Origin of the sequence: Pseudomonas sp. FSL R10-1350 (assembly GCF_009600525.1) — a bacterium.
GTDB classification, from domain to species: Bacteria; Pseudomonadota; Gammaproteobacteria; order Pseudomonadales; family Pseudomonadaceae; genus Aquipseudomonas; species Aquipseudomonas helleri.
This window is the reverse complement of sequence record NZ_WIVR01000024.1, coordinates 1-21,395: the sequence shown is the minus strand read 5'-3', so window position 1 is coordinate 21,395 and position 21,395 is coordinate 1. Positions and strand designations below refer to the sequence as shown.

The 21,395-nt window shown below is 55.3% G+C and carries 16 protein-coding genes, 1 tRNA gene and 2 pseudogenes; 10 read left to right on the top strand and 9 right to left on the bottom strand.

Features of this window, described 5'->3' with window-relative positions; genetic code table 11:
* Nucleotides 1-79: 79 nt before the first annotated feature.
* Entirely contained in the window at nt 80-598 is a 519-nt protein-coding gene (gene folK, locus GHO25_RS12995) for a 2-amino-4-hydroxy-6-hydroxymethyldihydropteridine diphosphokinase (protein ID WP_153390937.1), read from the bottom strand.
* Nucleotides 589-942, bottom strand: coding sequence for a dihydroneopterin aldolase (folB, locus tag GHO25_RS12990; RefSeq protein ID WP_048372241.1), 354 nt, complete (start codon nt 940-942; stop codon nt 589-591). The genes folK and folB overlap by 10 nt, the downstream gene beginning before the upstream one ends.
* A gap of 74 nt (nt 943-1,016) precedes the next feature.
* Here folB and plsY point away from each other — a divergent pair.
* Nucleotides 1,017-1,585: pseudogene (gene plsY / locus GHO25_RS12985) on the top strand (glycerol-3-phosphate 1-O-acyltransferase PlsY).
* A gap of 4 nt (nt 1,586-1,589) precedes the next feature.
* Here the strand turns inward: plsY and tsaD are convergent.
* Complete coding sequence (gene tsaD / locus GHO25_RS12980; protein WP_048389613.1) at nt 1,590-2,615, bottom strand: tRNA (adenosine(37)-N6)-threonylcarbamoyltransferase complex transferase subunit TsaD; 1,026 nt, start codon at nt 2,613-2,615, stop codon at nt 1,590-1,592.
* A 198-nt stretch (nt 2,616-2,813) separates the two neighbouring features.
* Between tsaD and rpsU the strand changes: the two genes are divergently transcribed.
* The 4 genes from rpsU (at nt 2,814) to GHO25_RS12960 (ending at nt 7,614) form a co-directional block, all read left to right on the top strand.
* Nucleotides 2,814-3,029 (top strand): 30S ribosomal protein S21, encoded by a 216-nt coding sequence (gene rpsU / locus GHO25_RS12975; RefSeq protein ID WP_002551877.1) that lies wholly within the window; start codon nt 2,814-2,816, stop codon nt 3,027-3,029.
* Between the two features lie 473 nt (nt 3,030-3,502).
* Nucleotides 3,503-5,458, top strand: a complete 1,956-nt coding sequence (gene dnaG / locus GHO25_RS12970) for a DNA primase (protein WP_048389612.1) — start codon at nt 3,503-3,505, stop codon at nt 5,456-5,458.
* Between the two features lie 67 nt (nt 5,459-5,525).
* Nucleotides 5,526-7,373 (top strand): RNA polymerase sigma factor RpoD, encoded by a 1,848-nt coding sequence (rpoD, locus tag GHO25_RS12965; RefSeq protein WP_048389611.1) that lies wholly within the window; start codon nt 5,526-5,528, stop codon nt 7,371-7,373.
* Nucleotides 7,374-7,537: 164 nt separating this feature from the next.
* Nucleotides 7,538-7,614, top strand: a tRNA-Ile gene (locus GHO25_RS12960).
* Nucleotides 7,615-7,849: 235 nt separating this feature from the next.
* On the opposite strand, the gene GHO25_RS12955 is transcribed toward GHO25_RS12960, so the two are convergent.
* Complete coding sequence (locus GHO25_RS12955; RefSeq protein ID WP_218581077.1) at nt 7,850-8,089, bottom strand: hypothetical protein; 240 nt, start codon at nt 8,087-8,089, stop codon at nt 7,850-7,852.
* On the opposite strand from GHO25_RS12955, the pseudogene GHO25_RS12950 reads away from it, so the two are divergent.
* Nucleotides 8,079-8,737, top strand: a pseudogene (locus tag GHO25_RS12950) (hypothetical protein); the annotation flags it as partial. The gene GHO25_RS12955 and the pseudogene GHO25_RS12950 sit on opposite strands and share 11 nt — an antisense overlap.
* On the opposite strand, the gene GHO25_RS12945 reads toward GHO25_RS12950, so the two are convergent.
* The 5 genes from GHO25_RS12945 to GHO25_RS12925 form a co-directional block, all read right to left on the bottom strand.
* Nucleotides 8,716-9,477 carry a hypothetical protein gene (locus GHO25_RS12945; protein ID WP_153390935.1) on the bottom strand — a complete coding sequence of 254 codons (762 nt, stop codon included), beginning with the start codon at nt 9,475-9,477 and terminating at the stop codon, nt 8,716-8,718. The pseudogene GHO25_RS12950 and the gene GHO25_RS12945 sit on opposite strands and share 22 nt — an antisense overlap.
* Before the next feature lie 245 nt (nt 9,478-9,722).
* Nucleotides 9,723-10,700: a hypothetical protein gene (locus GHO25_RS12940; RefSeq protein ID WP_153390934.1), complete on the bottom strand. Its 978-nt coding sequence runs from the start codon at nt 10,698-10,700 to the stop codon at nt 9,723-9,725.
* Between the two features lie 690 nt (nt 10,701-11,390).
* On the bottom strand, nt 11,391-12,617 hold the full coding sequence (locus GHO25_RS12935) for an SLC13 family permease (RefSeq protein WP_153390933.1): 1,227 nt from the start codon (nt 12,615-12,617) through the stop codon (nt 11,391-11,393).
* A gap of 166 nt (nt 12,618-12,783) precedes the next feature.
* Entirely contained in the window at nt 12,784-13,611 is an 828-nt protein-coding gene (locus GHO25_RS12930) for a polyphosphate kinase 2 family protein (protein WP_218581076.1), read from the bottom strand.
* A gap of 25 nt (nt 13,612-13,636) precedes the next feature.
* Entirely contained in the window at nt 13,637-16,261 is a 2,625-nt protein-coding gene (locus GHO25_RS12925; RefSeq protein ID WP_053225282.1) for a plasma-membrane proton-efflux P-type ATPase, read from the bottom strand.
* 457 nt (nt 16,262-16,718) lie between these two features.
* On the opposite strand from GHO25_RS12925, the gene GHO25_RS12920 reads away from it, so the two are divergent.
* The 4 genes from GHO25_RS12920 to pqqF all read left to right on the top strand — a co-directional run.
* A complete protein-coding gene (locus GHO25_RS12920; RefSeq protein WP_048372258.1) occupies nt 16,719-17,171 on the top strand; it encodes an Lrp/AsnC family transcriptional regulator in 453 nt (150 codons plus the stop codon).
* A 171-nt stretch (nt 17,172-17,342) separates the two neighbouring features.
* A complete protein-coding gene (locus tag GHO25_RS12915; RefSeq protein WP_153330191.1) occupies nt 17,343-19,025 on the top strand; it encodes an NAD(P)/FAD-dependent oxidoreductase in 1,683 nt (560 codons plus the stop codon).
* 116 nt (nt 19,026-19,141) lie between these two features.
* The gene (locus tag GHO25_RS12910) at nt 19,142-19,936 is read left to right on the top strand and encodes a carbon-nitrogen hydrolase family protein (protein ID WP_153390931.1); all 795 of its coding nucleotides are present in this window, start codon (nt 19,142-19,144) and stop codon (nt 19,934-19,936) included.
* A 48-nt stretch (nt 19,937-19,984) separates the two neighbouring features.
* On the top strand, nt 19,985-21,395 hold a 1,411-nt coding region (gene pqqF, locus GHO25_RS12905; RefSeq protein WP_153390930.1), incomplete at its 3' end, for a pyrroloquinoline quinone biosynthesis protein PqqF.

The following is a 21,395-nucleotide window of genomic DNA, read 5'->3' as shown; positions in this document are numbered from 1 at the left end:
GAGCGAGCTTGCCTCGCGATCTTTTAAACAATCAAAAGATCGCGAGGCAATCGAGCGTCGAGCGGCTGCTCCTACAAAATCAAAGCATCTCTGCCGGCGTCAATTGCACGCCCCGCCACTCAAACGCCACAGGCGCCAATACCTGGTCGATCTGCGCTTCGGCCCACATCTGGGCAAGGGTTTTACCCACGCCCGGATGCACCTTATCTGGTGCCATCAACGACAACGGCCAAAGCACAAACGCATTCTTGAGAATTTCTGCTCGCGGCAAGGTCAGGAACTCAAAGTCACCCTTAAGATCGCCGTAAAACAACACGTCGATATCCAACGGCAGCCCTTTGCGATCCGGGGCATAACGCCCGTTATCCGCTTCAATCAACTTCAAACGTCGGCTTAATTCCATCAGTGGCAAATCGGTTTTGGCCGCGACCACCAGATTGAAAAATGGCCCGCTTTTGATGCCCACCGGCTGACTTTCAAACACCGCCGAACACGTCATGCCCACTAAAAAGCCCGCAAGCGCGTCCAGCCCGGCACACAAATGCCGTTCACGCTCGGTATTGCTACCGAGCCCGAGATAAACCTCTGTTAGCGGCATCCGCGCTCAATCTCCACACCCACCCCTGTGGCCGCCGCAACGGCGCCGGGCTTGGTCAGCTTGAGGTGCAACCAGGGAATATTGAATTCACTCATCAGCACCTGCGCCAAACGTTCGGCAAATGTTTCTACCAGCTGGAACTGAGCCTGCTCGGCAAACGCCTGGATGCGCGCCGACACACTGGCGTAATCCAATGCCAGGGTCAGGTCGTCTCCGGCCGCTGCCGGGCGGTTATCCCACGCAAAACTCAGATCTAGCCGCAGGCACTGACGGATGCCGCGCTCCCAGTCATAAGCACCGATAACGGTGTCAACTTCCAGGCCTTCGATAAACACTCTGTCCAAGCACTCTTCTCCGCAGCACGACAAGGGCGCAATGCGCCGTTAGAATCAGGGCGTCCTTGCCCGGAATAGTTAGCATGTTTTGGTTACTGGCGATGCTCGCCTACCTGCTTGGTTCTATGTCCTTCGCTATTTTGCTCAGCCGCCTGACGGGAAACCCCGACCCGCGAATGAGTGGCTCAGGCAATGCCGGCGCAACCAACATGTTGCGCCTGGCCGGTAAAAAGCTCGCCATCCTGACCTTGCTTGGCGATCTGTGCAAAGGGCTTTTACCGGTATTGCTGGCCTATCAACTGGGCTGCACGCTCCAGCAACAAGCCTGGATCGGCGCCTGCGCCGTTGTAGGGCACATGTACCCACTGTACTTCCGCTTTCGCGGCGGCAAGGGCGTTGCCACCGCGGCCGGCATGCTGCTGGGCCTTTATCCGCCCGCCGCGCTGCTGGCTGCTGTCGCATGGCTGCTGACCTTCCAGCTCAGCCGCACGAGCTCGCTGGCCTCACTGATTGCCGCCCCCTCACCCTGCCCTTGCTGGCTTGGCAAGAGCCTGCAGCGCTGCTGCCCATGAGCGCCCTGACGACGCTCATTGTGTGGCGGCACCGCAGCAATCTACGCGACCTGATGGCTGGGCGCGAACGGCATTTCTGAACACTTACAGCGGTGGCAACTGCTCCATCGGCCAGCGTGCCTGCACGCTGATCGCCAGGCTCTCGTGCTGGCCCGCCAGCAAACGCTGACACCCGGCATAAGCAATCATCGCGCCATTATCGGTGCAGAACTCGGGGCGAGCGTAGTACACCTGACCGTTCATCTCGCCGAGCATTTTCTCGAGCGATTCACGCAGCGCCTTGTTCGCACTCACCCCCCCGGCAATAACCAGGCGCTTCATCCCGGCAGCCTTCAGCGCGCGCTTGCACTTGATGGTCAGGGTTTCGACAACGGCTTGCTGAAACGCCAGCGAAATATCGCAACGCGCCTGCTCCGTATCCTCGCCCGCGTCTACACAACGCTGCCAAGTATTCAGCGCGAAGGTTTTAAGGCCGCTAAAACTGAATTGCAGCCCCGGACGATCGGTCATCGGCCGCGGGAACACAAAACGCCCGGCAACCCCTTGTGCAGCCAGCCGCGCGATCTCAGGGCCACCCGGATAACGCATCCCCATCATCTTGGCGGTTTTGTCGAAGGCTTCACCCGCCGCATCATCCAGACTCTCGCCCAACAGCTCGTATTGACCGATGCCATCAACACGCACCAGCTGCGTATGACCTCCCGACACCAACAAAGCGACGAACGGGAACTCTGGTGGCTGCTCTTCCAGCATGGGGGCCAATAAATGGCCTTCCATGTGGTGCACGCCAAGGGCAGGAATACCCCAGGCAAAAGCCAGCGCCTGGGCACACGAAGCCCCGACCAGCAAGGCCCCGACCAGTCCCGGCCCTGCCGTGTAGGCAATGGCGTCAATCTCTGTAGGCACGCAATCGGCCTCAGCCAACACCTGACGAATCAAGGGCAGCATGCGCTTGACGTGATCACGCGAGGCAAGCTCCGGCACCACACCGCCATAAGCGCGGTGCAGGTCGATCTGACTGAACAGCGCATCGGCCAAAAGCCCGCGTTCACTGTCGTATAGCGCGACGCCGGTTTCGTCGCAGGAAGTTTCTAATCCCAGTACTAGCATGGGTTTACGCCTTGTTGAGGCTCAATTCGAAGGCGCGCATAATAGTCGCCACTCCCGCCCCCGACCAGCGGTTTTCGATCAGAGGCTTTGCATTCCGGGCGTTGAGGGGTTAACATCCGCAACCCTTAAAAACCGACGTCTTACAACGCAATTTAGCCTTGGGACGTTGACCCCGGTAATGAATGAAGGTAGCTCTGGATGCCAGCCGTCAAAGTAAAAGAGAACGAACCCTTCGACGTAGCTCTGCGTCGTTTCAAGCGCTCCTGCGAAAAAGCCGGTGTACTGGCTGAAGTTCGCAGCCGCGAATTTTACGAGAAGCCGACTTCTGAGCGTAAGCGCAAAGCAGCAGCAGCTGTTAAGCGTCACGCAAAGAAAGTTCAGCGCGAGCAGCGCCGCGCCGTTCGTCTGTACTAATACACAGACGTTCGTTGCAAGCTTCTGCCAAGCCCGGCCTAAAGCCGGGCCGTAGGCAGTTGCAGCAAGTTACACGCTCTACCGTAAAGGCCGCAGATGCGACCGCGACAAAGCGTAACACCACGTCAGACCTGGTTTTAACAACCAGCGGTGCACGTCTTTACTGACGAGCCTTACAAGGCTACCGACGAGCACACTTTTCCTGATTCTCCCAAGACAATCAGCCCAAGGTACTTCTCCTGTGCCTGCTTATGAGCCACCCGAGACCCACCACAGGTCAATTCGGACTCAGAGCGCAACACCTATCGAACATATTCGTACTGATTAAAACCCTAGTCAGATGAGATTCGACAGATACACTTCCCCACAATGACTGAGCAGACGCCACACGATCGAGCCATGCACCTGCGTGCACGCCATCATGCCAAGCCACTCATCTGGGTTAATTTCTGCTCCGTGATGACGAGAACGCCATGGCCGGGTTAATCCCCCAGAGCTTTATTGACGACCTTCTGAACCGCACCGATATCGTCGATGTCGTCAGCTCGCGCGTGCAAATGAAGAAAGCAGGCAAGAACTACACGGCTTGCTGCCCGTTTCACAAAGAAAAAACGCCCTCGTTCAGTGTCAGCCCCGACAAACAGTTTTATTACTGCTTTGGCTGCGGCGCAGGCGGCAATGCCCTCGGCTTCATCATGGACCACGACAACCTGGACTTCCCCCAGGCCGTCGAAGAACTGGCAAAAGCTGCCGGCATGGAGATCCCCCGAGAAGAAGGCGGCCGCTCACACAAGCCACGGCAACCTACCGACTCACCGCTCTACCCGCTTCTGACCGCTGCCGCCGACTTTTACCGGCAAGCGCTCAAGAGTCATCCTGCACGCAAAGTCGCCGTCGAATACCTCAAAGGCCGCGGCCTGACCGGCGAAATCGCTCGCGACTTTGGCCTCGGTTTCGCCCCACCCGGCTGGGACAACCTGTTCAAGCACTTGAGCAACGACACCCTGCAGCAAAAGGCGATGATTGACGCCGGGCTGCTGGTGGAGAACGCCGAGACCGGCAAACGCTACGACCGCTTTCGCGACCGCGTGATGTTCCCGATCCGCGACAGCCGCGGCCGCATCATTGCGTTCGGCGGCCGCGTGCTCGGCGACGACAAGCCCAAATACCTGAACTCCCCGGAAACCCCTGTATTCCACAAGGGCCAGGAACTCTACGGGCTGTTCGAGGCACGCAAATTCAACCGCAGCCTCGATGAAATCATCGTGGTTGAAGGCTACATGGACGTGATCGCGCTGGCCCAGCAAGGCCTGCGCAATGCCGTCGCCACCTTGGGTACCGCCACCAGCGAAGAGCACATGAAACGCTTGTTTCGCGTGGTGCCCAGCGTTCTATTCTGTTTTGACGGCGATCAGGCTGGCCGCAACGCTGCCTGGCGCGCCCTTGAAGCAACCCTCTCGTGCTTGCAGGACGGTCGCCGTGCGCGCTTTCTGTTTTTGCCCGAGGGCGAAGACCCGGACACATTGGTGCGCTCCGAAGGCACCGACGCCTTCAAGGCGCGCATCAACCAGCACGCACAACCGCTGGCCGATTACTTTTTCCAGCAACTCACCGAAGAAGCCGACCCGCGGTCGCTTGAGGGCAAAGCCCACATGGTCACGCTGGCAGCACCGTTGATCGACAAAGTGCCGGGCGCCAACCTGCGCACGCTGATGCGTCAGCGCCTGACCGAAATCACCGGCCTGACCCACGACATGGTTAGCCAACTGGCACAAAGCGCGCCCGTCAAACCCCAGCCCCAACCCGCTTACGACCCCGGCATTGATTACGACGCAATGCCCGACTACAGCGACTTCCAGCAACCGGACGTGTACATCCCCCAACAGGAATGGACCCCGAAAAAGCCTGGCGCTGGCGGTAAAAAGTGGGAAAACAAACCTTGGGACAAAAAAGGCAAACGCGGTGCCGAGCGCGAGCAGGCCTGGGTGCCAGTCGGCGTCGAACCGCCCACGCTAACGGCCTTGCGCACCCTGCTGCACCACCCCCAACTGGCAAAAAAAGTTGAGGACGCCGGGCACTTTGCGGCCGAAGACCAGACCAATAATCAACTACTGATTGCTCTGGTAGAAGCCGTACAGAAAAATCCTAAGCTAAGCTCTATTCAGTTGCTGTCGCGCTGGCACGGCACCGAGCAGGGTCGATTGTTACAACGATTGCTGGAAAAGGAATGGCTAATTGACGCCGATAACCTTGAACAACAGTTTTTCGACACCATAACTAGCTTGTCAGCACGCCAACGTGAGCGAAATCTAGAGCAACTTCTTCGAAAAGCACGTCAAGGCGAGCTTAGTACCGAGGAAAAAAACCAGTTACGCGACCTCTTGAGTCGCAATAATCCTGCATCAAACCCGACCTCAACTGGCGCGTGAGGTCACAGCTAAGGTATAATCCTCGGCTTGTTTTTTGCCCGCCAAGACCTTCAGTGGATAGGGTGTTATGTCCGGAAAAGCGCAACAGCAGTCTCGTATCAAAGAGTTGATCACCCTCGGCCGTGAGCAGAAGTATCTGACTTACGCAGAGGTCAACGACCACCTGCCCGAAGATATTTCAGATCCGGAGCAAGTGGAAGACATCATCCGCATGATTAATGACATGGGGATCCCCGTACACGAGAGTGCTCCGGATGCGGACGCCCTTATGTTGGCCGATGCTGACACCGACGAAGCCGCTGCTGAAGAAGCAGCCGCAGCGTTGGCGGCAGTAGAGACCGATATTGGTCGTACGACTGACCCTGTACGTATGTATATGCGTGAAATGGGTACGGTAGAGTTGCTGACACGTGAAGGCGAAATCGAAATCGCCAAGCGTATCGAAGAAGGCATCCGTGAAGTGATGAGCGCAATCGCGCACTTCCCTGGCACGGTTGACCACATTCTCTCCGAGTACACTCGCGTCACCACCGAAGGTGGCCGCCTGTCCGACGTTCTGAGCGGTTATATCGACCCGGACGACGGTATTACGCCACCTGCCGCCGAAGTTCCGCCACCTGTCGACGCCAAAGCTGCTAAAGCTGACGACGACAGCGACGATGACGACGCAGAAGCTTCAGACGATGAAGAAGAAGCCGAAAGCGGTCCAGATCCGGTCATTGCTGCCCAGCGTTTTGGTGCCGTCTCTGATCAGATGGAAATCACTCGCAAGGCGCTGAAAAAGCACGGCCGCGACAGCAAGCAAGCCATCATCGAACTGGTTGCCCTGGCTGAGCTGTTCATGCCGATCAAACTGGTTCCGAAGCAATTCGAAGGTTTGGTTGAGCGTGTTCGCAGTGCCCTGGAGCGTCTGCGTGCACAAGAACGCGCCATCATGCAGCTGTGCGTACGTGATGCACGTATGCCACGCGCCGACTTCCTGCGCCTGTTCCCGGGCAACGAAGTTGACGAAAGCTGGAGCGATTCGCTGGCCAAAGGCAAAAGCAAATACGCTGAAGCCATAGGCCGCCTGCAACCGGACATCATCCGTTGCCAGCAAAAGCTGTCGGCACTGGAAGCAGAAACCGGCTTGACGGTTGCTGAGATCAAGGACATCAACCGTCGTATGTCGATCGGTGAGGCCAAGGCCCGCCGCGCGAAGAAAGAGATGGTTGAAGCGAACTTGCGTCTGGTGATCTCCATCGCCAAGAAGTACACCAACCGTGGCTTGCAGTTCCTCGACCTGATCCAGGAAGGCAACATCGGCTTGATGAAAGCGGTAGACAAGTTTGAATACCGCCGCGGCTACAAATTCTCGACTTATGCCACCTGGTGGATCCGTCAGGCGATCACTCGCTCGATCGCCGACCAGGCCCGCACCATCCGTATTCCGGTGCACATGATCGAGACGATCAACAAGCTCAACCGTATTTCCCGCCAGATGTTGCAGGAAATGGGCCGTGAACCGACCCCGGAAGAGCTGGGCGAACGCATGGAAATGCCTGAGGACAAAATCCGCAAGGTATTGAAGATCGCTAAAGAGCCGATTTCCATGGAAACCCCGATCGGTGATGACGAAGACTCCCATCTGGGCGACTTCATCGAAGACTCGACCATGCAGTCGCCAATCGATGTAGCCACCGTTGAGAGCCTTAAAGAAGCGACACGCGACGTACTCGGCGGCCTGACGGCACGCGAAGCCAAAGTACTGCGCATGCGTTTCGGTATCGACATGAATACCGACCACACCCTTGAGGAGGTTGGTAAGCAGTTCGACGTTACCCGTGAGCGGATTCGTCAGATCGAAGCCAAAGCGCTGCGTAAGCTGCGCCACCCGACGAGAAGCGAGCACTTACGCTCCTTCCTCGACGAGTGATCCCAAAACCCCCGGCCCTGCCGGGGGTTTTGCTTTGTGGGCAATACAGCGCCTGCACGCCTTCAAATGCGACAGAATTCGCACACAGAATTCTTCGTACCTCTAATTAAGATTTTTCGGATAGCACTCCTAAGAAACCATCGTTATAATCCCCGGCTTACTTAGGGCCTATAGCTCAGTTGGTTAGAGCAGGGGACTCATAATCCCTTGGTCGCAGGTTCGAGTCCTGCTGGGCCCACCATATTAAAAGCCGCGCATTGCGCGGCTTTTTTGTGACCACCAAAATACCGTCAAAAGATCGCAGCCTTCGGCAGCTCCTACACAGAGCTCACGCTCCCCCGTAGCAGTTGACGAGCCTTGCGAGGCTACGTCCGGCTGCGCAGCAGCCGTAAACCACGCTGAAAAGATCGCGAGACAAGCTCGCTCCTACAGCCAGCGAACACTAACCCCCTGTAGCCGCTGCCGAGCCCCTTCCCTCACAAAAACGCAATCCACAGCCCCGCCATCAGCAAAGTCACCAAGGTCACTGGCACCCCGGACTTTGCGAATGACCCGAACGAGATCTTGATACCGCACCCCGCCGCCTGTTCCACGACGATGATCCCGGCCAAGCTGCCGAAAATAATAAGGTTGCTCGAAAACCCGGTACCCAACGCAATTGCAGCACCTAACGACTGCGCGTTGTTGTCCGGGTGCAGGTATGGGGAAAGCAGCATGGTCGTGGTCAACTTCGCCTACGGCATACCGATAAAGCCCTTTATCCAGACCATCCTGCCCCACGGCCTGAACCTGCCCAAAGTGCCCAAAGGGGATCAAATCTGGCAGCACAGCGAAACCGCCCAGCAGCGCGTGGACGCCGACGGCAACTGGTCGCGGCAGACCGATGGTCGCATACAGGACTTTTCAGCTGACCGCGAAGTTCAGGCCTTGGACAACCAAGAGCACTATCAAAGCCACAGCCAAACCGTGGACGACCACTCAAAGGAAACTGTCGGGGGGGTCAAAACCATAGAAGCGCTGGGCGCCGTGAAACTGCTGTCAGGCGGATCAATGAGCGTGGCGGCTGTGGATGATTTACACCAAGCCACGTGCCGGGATCTGAATCTGGTGGTTGGGGATAAGTACAACGCCACCGTGGGTGGCGATATGCAGGAGCGGATCGAAGGAATTCTTCAAAGTCTTCGGGAGTTAGTCTTACACTAAAATCACCAAAGGTTTGGGTGGGCTCGGATACGTTGAATATCTTGAAGGCTTTAAGTGATCTCACTGACATTGTCGCTCAAATGAACCTGAATATTAGTAATCACTCGCACGCTTTAAGCCCACCGCCAAACAAAGCGCCTTACTTAGCACTCAAGTGTTGAATCTCTGTTGAGAGGCAAAGCTTTTGAGCTGAAATAAATTTGATATCGAAGATATCGGAGTTTCGGTTAAAAACTTCTGCTTCTTTCAGGTTTATCATCCTCATATCGTCAGAAAGCCCTATATCCGAGACGTCAAAAAAATAAATCTCAATATCTTTAACCTCTATCCCCCACCATTCCAAGACATATTTATTGAGGAAAGCCACAAGCATATTTAGTGCCGTCTTAGCATCTCTGTGATCAAAGTTATCGGGCGGACAATCCAGAGCTAAAAAACCTTTGACTGAGTAATTCTTTCTTTTAGGACTACGATCGTCTTTTTCAGTATGATTAAAAGCAATTCCCTGCTCTCCTTTCTCCGTAAAGACTTCTATCTCTTTCACTAAAACGCTCGGATGGACCATAGCATCTCTCAATTTAATAAGTTTTGATATAGCGTCATACTCCTTACTATTACTATCAATTTTATTTCCGCCACACTCAAATATCACGTACGCCAACTTTGACAATGTAGACTTTCTTTCAATCTCCAAGTCATCACGATCTTTGCGTGGTAGCATTTCAAGTAGTGAATTTGCTACAGCCTCCATGGCAAAACATGTGGAGAGTATGGATTGTCTCGACAAAATATCTTTCGTAAAAAAATCCTTCGCATCTCGAGACATCTCATAAAGAACCATTGAATCCTTAAGGATTGAGCAGAAATTATTTTTTGTTATGGTTGCTTTGCGAAAACTCATAATTTATCTGCCACTATTGTTAATGATGGAATGGAAAGATAACAAGCTCAGTCAGCTTCATTGATTTTGTTTGCGCACCATATTTTGCAATTTATTAGTGCCAAACTAGTGTAGATCAAAAAACTTTTTGGACTGCCTTTCGACCTACAATGATCTACTCGTCATGGGCTATTGGATCAGTATACGTATTCTCACAAATACATAGATTTATACACACTATAAAGCAGTGACAAATCCATCAATTTTTACAAACACTTAAAATACTCAGAATAGTTGTTTGCATCACTCAACCTCTCAAGCTGGGAGACCTTACTAGGACTGTATTTCATAGAATGGTTCGTAAACATAAACATGCCAATGATAAACATGAACGCCAAACTTAACAGAGATAACAAAGCGCCTTTCACGGATAAAAAAGCATTGAGCAATCCGATCCAATTTAAAGCGTGAGTTGGAGGTGTGCCGCTTGGCATAAAAGTTAAAGGATAAATTACGCCTGCAAGGAAGATTAAAGCGACAAAAGCTAGCGACCAAGTTATCTGCGGTGGCGACTCTGGATTGTCTGTAACTGACTCAACAAAATCTCCTATGAGTCGAGCATGATGCTTCGCTTCTAGAAAACACTCGGTGATAAGATCCCGCTCCTTATTAATGGCAACCCAAGGCATGGATGCAATATCAGAATAGTTGAGCAATGACCCCCTAGTACTCTCGGGGTTGGTGAACCCACTTAACATAGCTGTTAGACCACCCAGTCCGACCAGTTCACCTCTACCTCTTCTTTCCTGTTTCTCTTGCTGTCGCTCTTCGCGAAGCCGCTTTTCCGAAAGAGAGCTACAGTGATGTGCCACCTCTTCGCGAAGTTTTTCTAAGATCGATTCCCTTTCAGAGAACTCAGAAAAATTCGCTCCCTCATAAATCTCCAACAGTACATCATCGTTGTAATTTGATTCATTTTCATCTTCGATGGAGTATATTTTTTTGGCTGCAGATCTATAAGCCGCATTATTTTTCTGCTTGTTGTACCAGTCAAAATCTATAGTCCCAATTTTATCAAGAAGCTTATGTGATTCAATTATGAGAGCATTCATTTTGTTATTTTTTTCAGAGAATACGCTCTGATTAGAGAAAATCTTGGCAATAATGAAAGCGCCAACAATACCTACAATTGCAGCTGTTGATTGCGAAAGAGTACTGAAAAACCAGTTCCAATCCAATACCATTTTTAAACTCCTAACTCTTGCTTTAGTTCAGCAACTGTCACCGCAATTGCATTTAGCAATCGTCACGCGCTAGGTACTTGTGGACAAGCGGCTGGTAACCGCAGTGCTAAAAAAGCCTACCAAAAAAAAATATTAGCTGAAATACACTTATCCCCCCTCCCGCCGACGGGCTTCACGTCCTTTTTTTGTGCAAACCCACGGGGTGGTGCAATCAGCTAGCTAGGCCACGTCGTGTATGGGCTCTGACAGCTTGGAGGCCATTGCACAGAGTGAAAGGTTTTGTAGGGTTGTGAGAAGTCAGGCTCAAAGCGTGTCCAGATCCATCGAGTACATGCGGGAAATATGGGAATAAATATTCGTAAAAACCTTTATTTGCTGGGTTTTACCAATGAACCCTGGTGTTTTAAGTGGGCTCATAATCCCTTGGTCGCAGGTTCGAGTCCTGCTGGGCCCACCACATTAAAAGCCGCGCATTGCGCGGCATTTTTGTGCCCACCAAAATACCGTCAAAAGATCGCAGCCTTCGGCAGCTCCGACACAGAGCTCACGCTCCCCCGTAGCAGTTGACGAGCCTGCGAGGCTACGTCCGGCTGCGCAGCAGCCGTAAACCACGCTGAAAAGATCGCGAGACAAGCTCGCTCCTACAGCCAGCGAACGCTAAACCCCTGTAGCCGCTGCCGAGCCCTCCCCTCACAAAAACGCAATCCACAGCCCCGCCATCAGCAAGGTCACCAAGGTCACCGGCACCCCGGACTTTGCAAATGCCCCGAACGAGATCTTGATACCGCACCCCGCCGCCTGTTCCACGACGATGATCCCGGCCAGGCTGCCGAAAATAATAAGGTTGCTCGAAAACCCGGTACCCAACGCAATTGCAGCACCTAATGACTGCGCGTTGTTGTCCGGGTGCAGGTATGGGGAAAGCAGCATGACCGCCGGGTTGTTGCCGACCACATCACTGAGCAATGAACCGGCCACAAACAGCGAAATTGGGTCGTTAACGTCGATACCCACATGGCGCAACCAGTCAAACAGCGATTGCGGCAGTCCGGTATTGGCGAGTGCCTGGTTGCAAATGAACAAGCCGATAATCAGCAGCAACAGGTTGCCGTCAACTTGCTTGAGCACGTCTTTGGAAGCCAGGCTGCGGTTGACCAGCAGGATGCCCGCGCCGGCCAGGGCCACCAGTTCACGCGGCCATATGTCGGCCACCAGGGCGATGATCACGGCGCTGGCGACGATGATGGCTTTGGTCGTTTCGACTTTATCGAGCTGTACGGGAGGGTGAACAACCGCTTTATCGGTCTTACGCTCCAGCGTCCATTTGCCACGGTATTGCCACGCGATGATGCACCAGATGATGGGCAGCGATAAAAGCGCCGGCACCCCTGCAGCAATCATGAATTCGTTAAACGAGAGATCAAGCGCTTGGGCCGCAATCATGTTTTGCGGGCTGCCGATCAGGGTGCCCGCGGCACCGGCGTTGGCTGCAAAACAAAACGCCAGCAGAAACGGCACCGGGTTAAGCCCCCGTGCCAGCGCTACGCTGACCAGCAGCGGCGTCATCGACAACACCACCACGTCATTGGTCAGCAATGAGGAAAGCCCGGCACTGACCGCAATAAAGACTGCCAACAGCGCGACCGGGGTAATTTTCAGCGTTGCGACTTTCTCCGCAGCCCAGGCATAAAATCCCGAGACCGTGAACGCCCCCGACACCACCATCAAGCCAAACAGCAGCCCAAGGGTGCGGTAGTCGATGGCATCCCACGCGGCTTGCGGGCTAAGGCTTCCTGCTACGATCATGGCCAGGGCGCCAACGACTGCAGCGCCCGTTCTGTCCACGTTAAATGCCGGCAGCTTACCGACACCCATTACCAAATAAACCATGAAGAAAATGAGCAGGGTTGTGTACATAACGACGCCTAATGCAATGAAGCCCGTCACAGGCCGATATAAGGTGAACCGCTAAATGCCGATAGCGCTTCCTGCTCTGATCAACCAACAGGAAACGCCATGAGATGTCAGACCTGGCCATCGCCGCCCTGAACGTTCAAAACCTTCAGGGCGGCGCTCTAATGATTTAGAGTTTTTCTTTCTTGGCCTGGTGGTACTTCCTTCTGATTTCTTTGAGATCAACCGTAGGTTTGGGCAACTGCATCTTCATGTCTTTGAGCGTCTTCTCAACAATGCTCCCGACCGCCAGGTTGCGGAACCACTTGTGGTTGGCCGGGATGACATACCAAGGCGCGTGGTCAGTCGAACATTTGTTCAACATCGCCTCATACGCCTTGATGTAGTCGTCCCACAGGGCGCGCTCTGAATAGTCACCCTCGCTGATTTTCCACTGCCGCATCGGATCATCCAGACGCTCTTCAAAGCGTCTGAGTTGCTCTTCAGGCGAGATGTACAAGAAGAACTTCAAGATCGTCGTGTTATTCGAATGCACGGTGCTTTCAAACGCATTGATCAAGTCGTAGCGCTTTTCAATAACCTTGCCGGGCGCCATTTTGTGCACGCGCTGCACAAGCACGTCTTCATAGTGCGAACGGTTAAAGATAGCCACGTTACCGTCAGCCGGTACATGGGGATGCACCCGCCAAAGAAAATCATGGCTGCTTTCTTCGGCTGTCGGCTGCTTGAAACCATGCACATTGGTGCCTTGCGGGTTCATCGAACGCAACACATGCCAGCAAGTGCCATCTTTACCGGCCGCATCAATGCCCTGCAAAACAATCAGCAAAGAATGTTTACGCTCGGCATAGAGCTTCTTTTGCAGGTCAGAGATGCTGGCGGACTGTTGATCAAGATGCTTTTGCGCATCCTTTTCCGATTTATAAGAACCATGAAAGTCAGGGTCCACATCAGCGAGGCGAATTTTTGACCCTGGCTTAACAATCAACTTACTCATAAGGCTCATAGTCTGGCTTCCCTAGTCATGCGATGGCTTTAGTCAGGTTTTCGCTTTGTTTTTCACGCTTGTCGACGACGGAGAAGTAGATCAACTTCACGATATCGATGATCACCATCCAGACAAGGACGTACACCCAGACAACGCCGATCAGTTCCCACGAAATAGCCGGGACGAAAATACCGAAGGCACAAATAAATACCGCGACAATCTGCGTACCGATAACCGCCAACAACAGCGGCAACGACGGGAACGGTGGTTTGAACACGCTATTACGGTTACGCACCACAAACAGCAACAAGTGTCCGCCGGCTGCCAACTGCAAGAACAACATGGTCTGTAGATGACTCAGGTCGAGTGCAAACACATGCATCAGTTCTGCGTTGTTCATCCAGTACATCGAGATCAGAACAAGACCAAAGCTCTGCGCCAGTGCCATCAACCCCATCAGTGAAGAGAATATGATGATTCGGTGCATATCCCACCGCACCGGTTTCTTGGCTATTTTGACGTTGTCATAGGCGATGGTCATGATCGGAATATCATCCAGCAACGCCAGTACCACAATCATGATGGCGGTCAACGGACGCACGCCGAATACCAAATAAGACAGCACCACCACAAACATGATGCAAATCGTCATCGCAATCCGGTAGTACACATACGAGGTAATGCGCTCGAAGATAGCCCGCGCTTCTTCAATGGCATTCACAATCGTGGATAACCCCGGGGCGGTCAAAATCAGCGCGGCGGCCGATCTTGCCGCGTCCGTTGCACCCGACACCGCAATACCGCATTCAGCTTGTTTCAAGGCCGGGGCGTCGTTAACACCATCCCCTGTCATTGCAACAATGTGATTACGCTCTTGCAGCGCTTTAACGATCTGGTATTTGTTCTCCGGGAACACGCGCCCAAACCCGTCGGCGGCCTCAACTGCACGGGCCGCATCAATCGGAATATGGTTGTTGTCCGTATCTTTAGGGAACACCTGATCAGCAACCAGCAAGTGCGTCCCAAGCCCCAGTTGCCGGGAGATTTCGGAACCAATCGCCACGTCATCGCCCGTGACCATCTTCACCGACAGCCCCAGCGCACGTGCCTGGGCAATGGTTTCTTTAGCGTCAGGGCGCGGCGGATCGAGCAAGGCCAGCAAGCCCAGGAGGTCCCAAGTTTTGCCGCCATCATCCGAGCGGGCAACACCGAGTGCGCGCGTGCCATGGCTGGCCAGTTCACTGACTTTGCCGAAGTAAGCCGTGGAGCGCGGATCATCGCTGGAGGTTTCACTGATACCGCACAACGTGGCAATCACTTGCGGCGCCCCTTTGGCATAGGACGTCTGCTTTTGCGAAGCGTCTTGCACCACCGCCAAGGTCTTTTTATTGACCGGGTCAAAAGGCGTGAAACTGACTTGTTTAAAGCCATCCAGCGATTTTTTATCTTTCAGCGCACTTAAAACAGCTTGGTCAATGGCATCCGTACTTTCCGGCTGGCACGCCAACGCCGCGCCTAGAATCACTTCGTCGGGGGTTGTTTTAGGGTCAAAAGGAATCGCGCTATCAACCGTCAGGTGGTTTTGCGTCAGCGTCCCGGTTTTATCGGAGCACAACACATCAACCCCGGCCAACTCCTCAATGGCCGACAACCGCGAAACAATGGCCTTTTGTTTGGATAACGCCAACGCCCCCAGCGCCATGGTGACGGACATCACCGCTGGCATGGCCACCGGTACCGAAGCGATCAGCAATACCAACACAAACTGCGCAATATCACCGGCCTCAGACCACGCCCAATGCCCTTGCACAACAATGTCTTTGTATAACTGCGTGCCGACCAGAATCAGCGCCAGAATGGCCGCGAGGATAATCAGGAAATCCCCGATACGCAGTACCGCTTGTTCAGCGTGAGACTTGGCACCCGCACTGGCCACCAACTTGGCTGTGCGCCCAAAGAACGTATTGTTACCGGTTGAAGTGACAATACCGGTCATCGAACCTTGCCGCGCGATAGAGCCGGAGTAACCGCTGTCACCGACCATCTTCGATACAGGTAAAGACTCACCCGTTAACGCCGCCTGATCCACCGACAAATAAGCGCCGTCGATCAACAGCAAGTCGGCGGGCAAAATCTCCCCACCGGACACTGTCACCACATCCCCCGGCACCAGTTCGGCCGCATCGATGGTTTGCAACTTCCCGTCACGCTTGGCGTGGGCTTTAAGTGCCAAACCTTTCTTCAGCGCCGCCAGTGCACTGGCGGCTTTGTTGTCCTGCCAAAAACCAACAGCTGCGTTATAAAGCAGCAGGCCGGTAATCACGATAAAGTCTGGCCAGTCCTGACGCGCCAACGAGATAAGTGCCGCAATTTCAATCATCCATGGAATAGGCCCCCAGAAATAACCGAGCAGCTTTTTCCAGCGACTGTCTTCTTTGGCCTCAATGGCGTTCGGCCCATACTTTTCAAGCAGGCTCTTGGCCGTAGCCGAACTAAGGCCATCTGGCGAACTGTTGAGTTGGCTTATTTCTTTCTTGATACCCTCAGCATCCAGTCGCGCCGGCTTGGCGTTAGAAGAGCTGGACGAACTGGGCGAGCTAGCTTTTTTCACCGGGTCACTGCTTGTAGACCCATCGCCTGCCAATGTGATGTCGGACATTCCCTTACCCTCTTAGACGGCTCTAACTAATTCAGCACTCTCAAACTTCCAGTGCCGCAACCCGATAAAGTTGCGCACTCACCTATCCATCTTAAGGTCCGCACTTAATAATAAAGCCGCTCTGCATAATCCATGACTGCAGAGTGGCTATTAATGACTGACCTGCTTAAATAACAACTATCAAACAACTTCTTTAACGTAGCACTGGCGCAACTAACTTTTATCCAATCTTTACAAAGTATCGAAATAGATTGGTTTTTTAACTTGTTTTAGATAGACCTATTATTTTTTATGATAATAGTCAGATTGTCACACTTCATGTAACGCCCCGCATCTTCGGGCAAGCGTAGATCAACGCTCATCAATTTCAACACTGCCGGGCCAGATTTTGCCGGTTGAGAAGACCCGGCCTGTCCCTTACCCTACCCGCCCACCCTGCCCACACCGGAGCCTTCCTGTGCCTGATACCCACCCGCCTGCACTGGATGACATTGACCGCCAATTAATCGCGGCCTTGCAGCTTAATGCGCGTGAGAGTGTGGCGATGCTGGCGCGGCAGTTGGGGATTGCGCGCACCACGGTGACGTCGCGCCTGGCGCGGCTGGAGAAAACTAGGGTCATCACCGGCTATGGCGTGCGTTTGAGCCAGCGTCTGGTGGATGGCGGGCTGCAAGCCTATGTCGGGATTACCGTGCAGCCGCGCTCCGGCAAGGAGGTGGTGCGGCGTCTGAGCAGCATGGCCCAAGTGCAACAGTTGTGCGCCGTGAGTGGCGAGTTCGATTACGTGGCCTGGCTGCGCAGCGAATCGCCCGAGCAACTGGACCAGTTGCTTGATCAGATCGGCAGCGTTGACGGTGTCGAAAAAACCACCACCTCGATCATTCTCAGCAGCAAGGTCGACCGCGGCTAAGGCGTTATGCCTGCTGCGCACATCATTCTGTCGGCCAAATTCGTCATATTGACTAAACAAATGTCATAACGACGACACTTTGCGTCTTATTACCGTGTTCCGCGCTCCCTAAACTGGCGGCTGTCTTTTCCTATACTCACGTTTAACGCGAGTCGCCCAGTAAGGTCAGCCATGAACAAGAACAATCGCCACCCTGCCGACGGCAAAAAACCGATCACTATTTTCGGCCCCGACTTCCCCTTTGCCTTTGATGACTGGATCGAACACCCGGCCGGGCTGGGCAGTATTCCGGCCAATAAGCTGGGCGCTGAGGTGGCGATTGTCGGCGCCGGGATGGCGGGCATGGTGGCCGCTTACGAGTTGATGAAGCTGGGCCTCAAGCCCGTAGTCTATGAAGCGTCGAAGATGGGCGGGCGCCTGCGTTCGCAAGCCTTCGAGGGCAGCGAAGGGGTGATTGCCGAGCTGGGCGGCATGCGTTTTCCGGTGTCTTCCACCGCGTTTTACCATTACGTCGACAAGCTGGGGCTGGAAACCAAACCGTTCCCCAACCCGCTGACACCCGCGTCCGGCAGTACCGTCATCGACCTCGAAGGCCAGACCTTTTACGCACAAAAGCTGGCGGATCTGCCCGCCCTGTTCCAGGAAGTGGCTGACGCCTGGGCAGACGCGCTGGAGGAAGGCTCGCGCTTTGGCGATATACAACAAGCCATCCGCGACCGCGACGTCCCGCGCCTGAAAGAGCTGTGGAATACCCTGGTTCCGTTGTGGGACGACCGCACCTTCTATGACTTTGTCGCCACCTCCAAAGCCTTCGCCAAGTTGTCCTTCCAGCACCGCGAAGTGTTTGGTCAGGTCGGGTTTGGCACCGGCGGCTGGGACTCGGACTTCCCCAACTCGATGCTGGAAATTTTCCGCGTGGTAATGACCAACTGCGACGACCACCAGCACCTCGTGGTAGGCGGCGTCGAGCAAGTGCCACTGGGCATCTGGAGCCATGTGCCGCAGCGATGCGCCCATTGGCCTGAAGGTACCAGCCTGCGCTCGCTGCATCGCGGCGCGCCGCGCACCGGGGTCAAGGCTATTTCCCGTGCCGCTGACGGGCAGTTCTCGGTCACCGACAACCTCGGCGTCACCCGCACCCACGAAGCGGTGTTGGTGACGTGCCAAAGCTGGTTGCTGACCACGCAAATCGACTGCGAAGAATCGCTGTTCTCACAAAAAGTATGGATGGCGCTGGACCGTACCCGTTACATGCAGTCGTCAAAAACCTTCGTCATGGTCGACCGCCCGTTCTGGAAAGACAAAGACCCGGACACCGGCCGCGACCTGATGAGCATGACCCTCACCGACCGCCTGACCCGTGGCACCTACCTGTTCGACAACGGTGACGACAAGCCGGGGGTGATTTGCCTGTCGTACTCATGGATGAGCGATGCGCTGAAAATGCTCCCGCACCCTGTGGAAAAACGCGTCAAGCTGGCCCTCGACTCGCTGAAAAAGATCTACCCGAAGGTCGACATCGCCAGCCGCATCATCGGCGATCCGATCACCGTGTCATGGGAAGCCGACCCGCATTTCCTCGGCGCCTTCAAAGGTGCGCTGCCGGGTCACTACCGATACAACCAGCGCATGTACGCGCATTTCATGCAGCAAGACCTGCCCAGCGAACAGCGCGGGATTTTTATTGCCGGCGATGATGTCTCATGGACACCGGCCTGGGTTGAAGGCGCGGTGCAAACGTCGTTGAACGCGGTCTGGGGCATCATGACCCACTTCGGCGGCAGCACCCACGCCGACAACCCGGGCCCCGGCGATGTCTTCAACGACATCGGCCCGATTGCCTTGCCGGACTGACCGCAAAGCAACCCCGCTGCCCCCTGTAGGAGCGAGCTCGCCTCGCGATCTTTTGACCTTGAAAAGACCGCAAAACCAGCCCGCTCCCACAGGGATAGTGAATAAGGAGAGCCACCATGCGCATCGCCCTTTACCAATGCCAACCCTTGCCACTCGACGTGGCAGGCAACCTCCAGCGCCTGGCTTCCATCGCTTCGCAAGCCCAGGACATTGACTTGCTGGTCCTGCCCGAAATGTTCCTGACGGGCTACAACATTGGCGCCAAAGCGGTGGCCGATCTGGCCCAGCCCTCTGACGGCGACGCTGCGCTGCAAATTGCCGAGCTGGCGCAAACCACCGGCATCGCGATTGCCTACGGCTACCCCGAGCGCGACCTTGACGGGCACATCTACAACAGCGTGCAGGTGATCGACAGCCACGGTAAAAGCCTGTGCAACTACCGCAAAACCCATCTGTTCGGCCAACTCGATCGCGACATGTTCAGCCCCGGCCCGGACGCCTTTCCGGTGTTCGAACTGAATGGCTGGCAACTCGGCCTGCTGATTTGCTACGACCTCGAATTCCCCGAAAACACCCGCCGTCTGGCCCTCGCCGGGGCCGAGCTGATCGTCGTCCCCACCGCCAATATGGCGCCGTACGACTTTATCGCCGAGGTTACCGTGCGTAGCCGGGCCTTCGAAAACCAGTGCTATGTGGCCTACGCCAACTATTGCGGGCACGAAGGCAATGTCCATTACTGCGGGCAAAGCAGCATTAGCGCCCCCAACGGCCAGCAAATCGCCGTAGCCGAGCAGGACGAAATCCTGATTACCGCCACCCTCGACAGCCAACAATTGGAGGATGCCCGCACCGGCAACTTCTACCTGACTGATCGCCGCCCCGAACTTTACACCGCGCTGAGCAAGCGCTGATCGCCCGTAATCCGCTAGCATGTGGGCATCTCTGTTCCGGAAATGCCCATGTCTGCGCTGAACCCTTCCCAAGCCCGCCGTTTGACCCTCACTGACGGCCTGACTCTTTCACTGCGCCACGCGCCGCGCCTCAAGCGCTGCGCAGCGTTTTTACGGGTTCACGCAGGCAGCCACGACGTGCCAGCCGCCTGGCCGGGGCTCGCGCACTTTCTCGAACACCTGTTGTTCCTCGGCACCGAGCGCTACCCCGCCGCCGACAACCTGATGGCCTATGTGCAACGCCACGGCGGCCAGGTCAACGCCCGCACCAGCGAGCGCCACACCGACTTCTTTTTTGAACTGCCGGTGGCAGCGTTCGAAGGCGGCCTGGCGCGTTTGTGCGACATGCTCGCTCAGCCACGCATGAACCCGGCAGAGCAACTGCGCGAACGTGAAGTACTGCACGCAGAATTTATCGCCTGGGCCCGTGAGCCATCGGCCCGGCGCCAGTTCGAATTGCTCCAGCCGCTGAACCCGGCTCACCCTCTGCGGGCTTTTCACGCCGGTAATCGCTACAGCCTGCCGATCCAGCGCCCTGCATTTCAGCAAGCCCTGCACGATTATTACCGAACGTTTTATCACGCCGGCAACATCAGCCTGAGCCTGGTCGGCCCAGTGCCCGAAGCCGAACTGCTAGCCCTGGCCGAGCGCTATACCGAACCCTTTGCCACCGGCCCAGTGAAGGCGCAAACCCGCCCACCGACCTTGCTGTCAAACGGCGAAACCGTGTACCAGCAACTCGACGGCCAGCATCTGAACCTGCTGTTCGCCTTCGAACAACTGCCCGAGGCCTCCAGCACGGCGCTGGACTTTTTGTGCCGCTGGATCAATGCCGACAAGCCGGGAGGCCTTCTCGCCTACCTGCGCGAACAGCAACTGTGCACCGGCCTGAAAGCAGACGTGCTGTACCAGTTCGAGGGCCAGGCGCTGCTGCACATCGCCTTCAGCGCGGCGGGCAACATGACGCAAAACGCCACGATCGTGCGCGACGCGTTTTACGACTGGCTGGCCTATTTCAGCACGCAGCAACACCATCCCGCCCTGCGCAACGAATTCCAATGGCTGCGCCAGCGTCAGCTGGAGGTCAGCAGCGCGCTGGAACTGGCCCGCGCTGATTGTGAGCAACGTGTACCTGGGTTGTCAGATCAAGCCGTAGCAGCGCTCGCAGGCCTACTGCAACAGATGCTGCCCGCGGCGCAACCGGCCACTGGACACGCCTGGCAGTTGCCACCGCCCAACCCGTTTTTGAGCGCCCCAGAAAAGCCAGCCAATGCGGGATTGATCCGTGGCCAAACCAGCGCTCACCGGGGCTTGCGCACCTTTGCCCAAGACCGCTTGCGCAGCCGTCGTGATCATTCGGCCATGAGCTTCAGCGCAGACCTGCCCGCCACCGGCCACGAGGCCGCGGTTTACCTGCGCT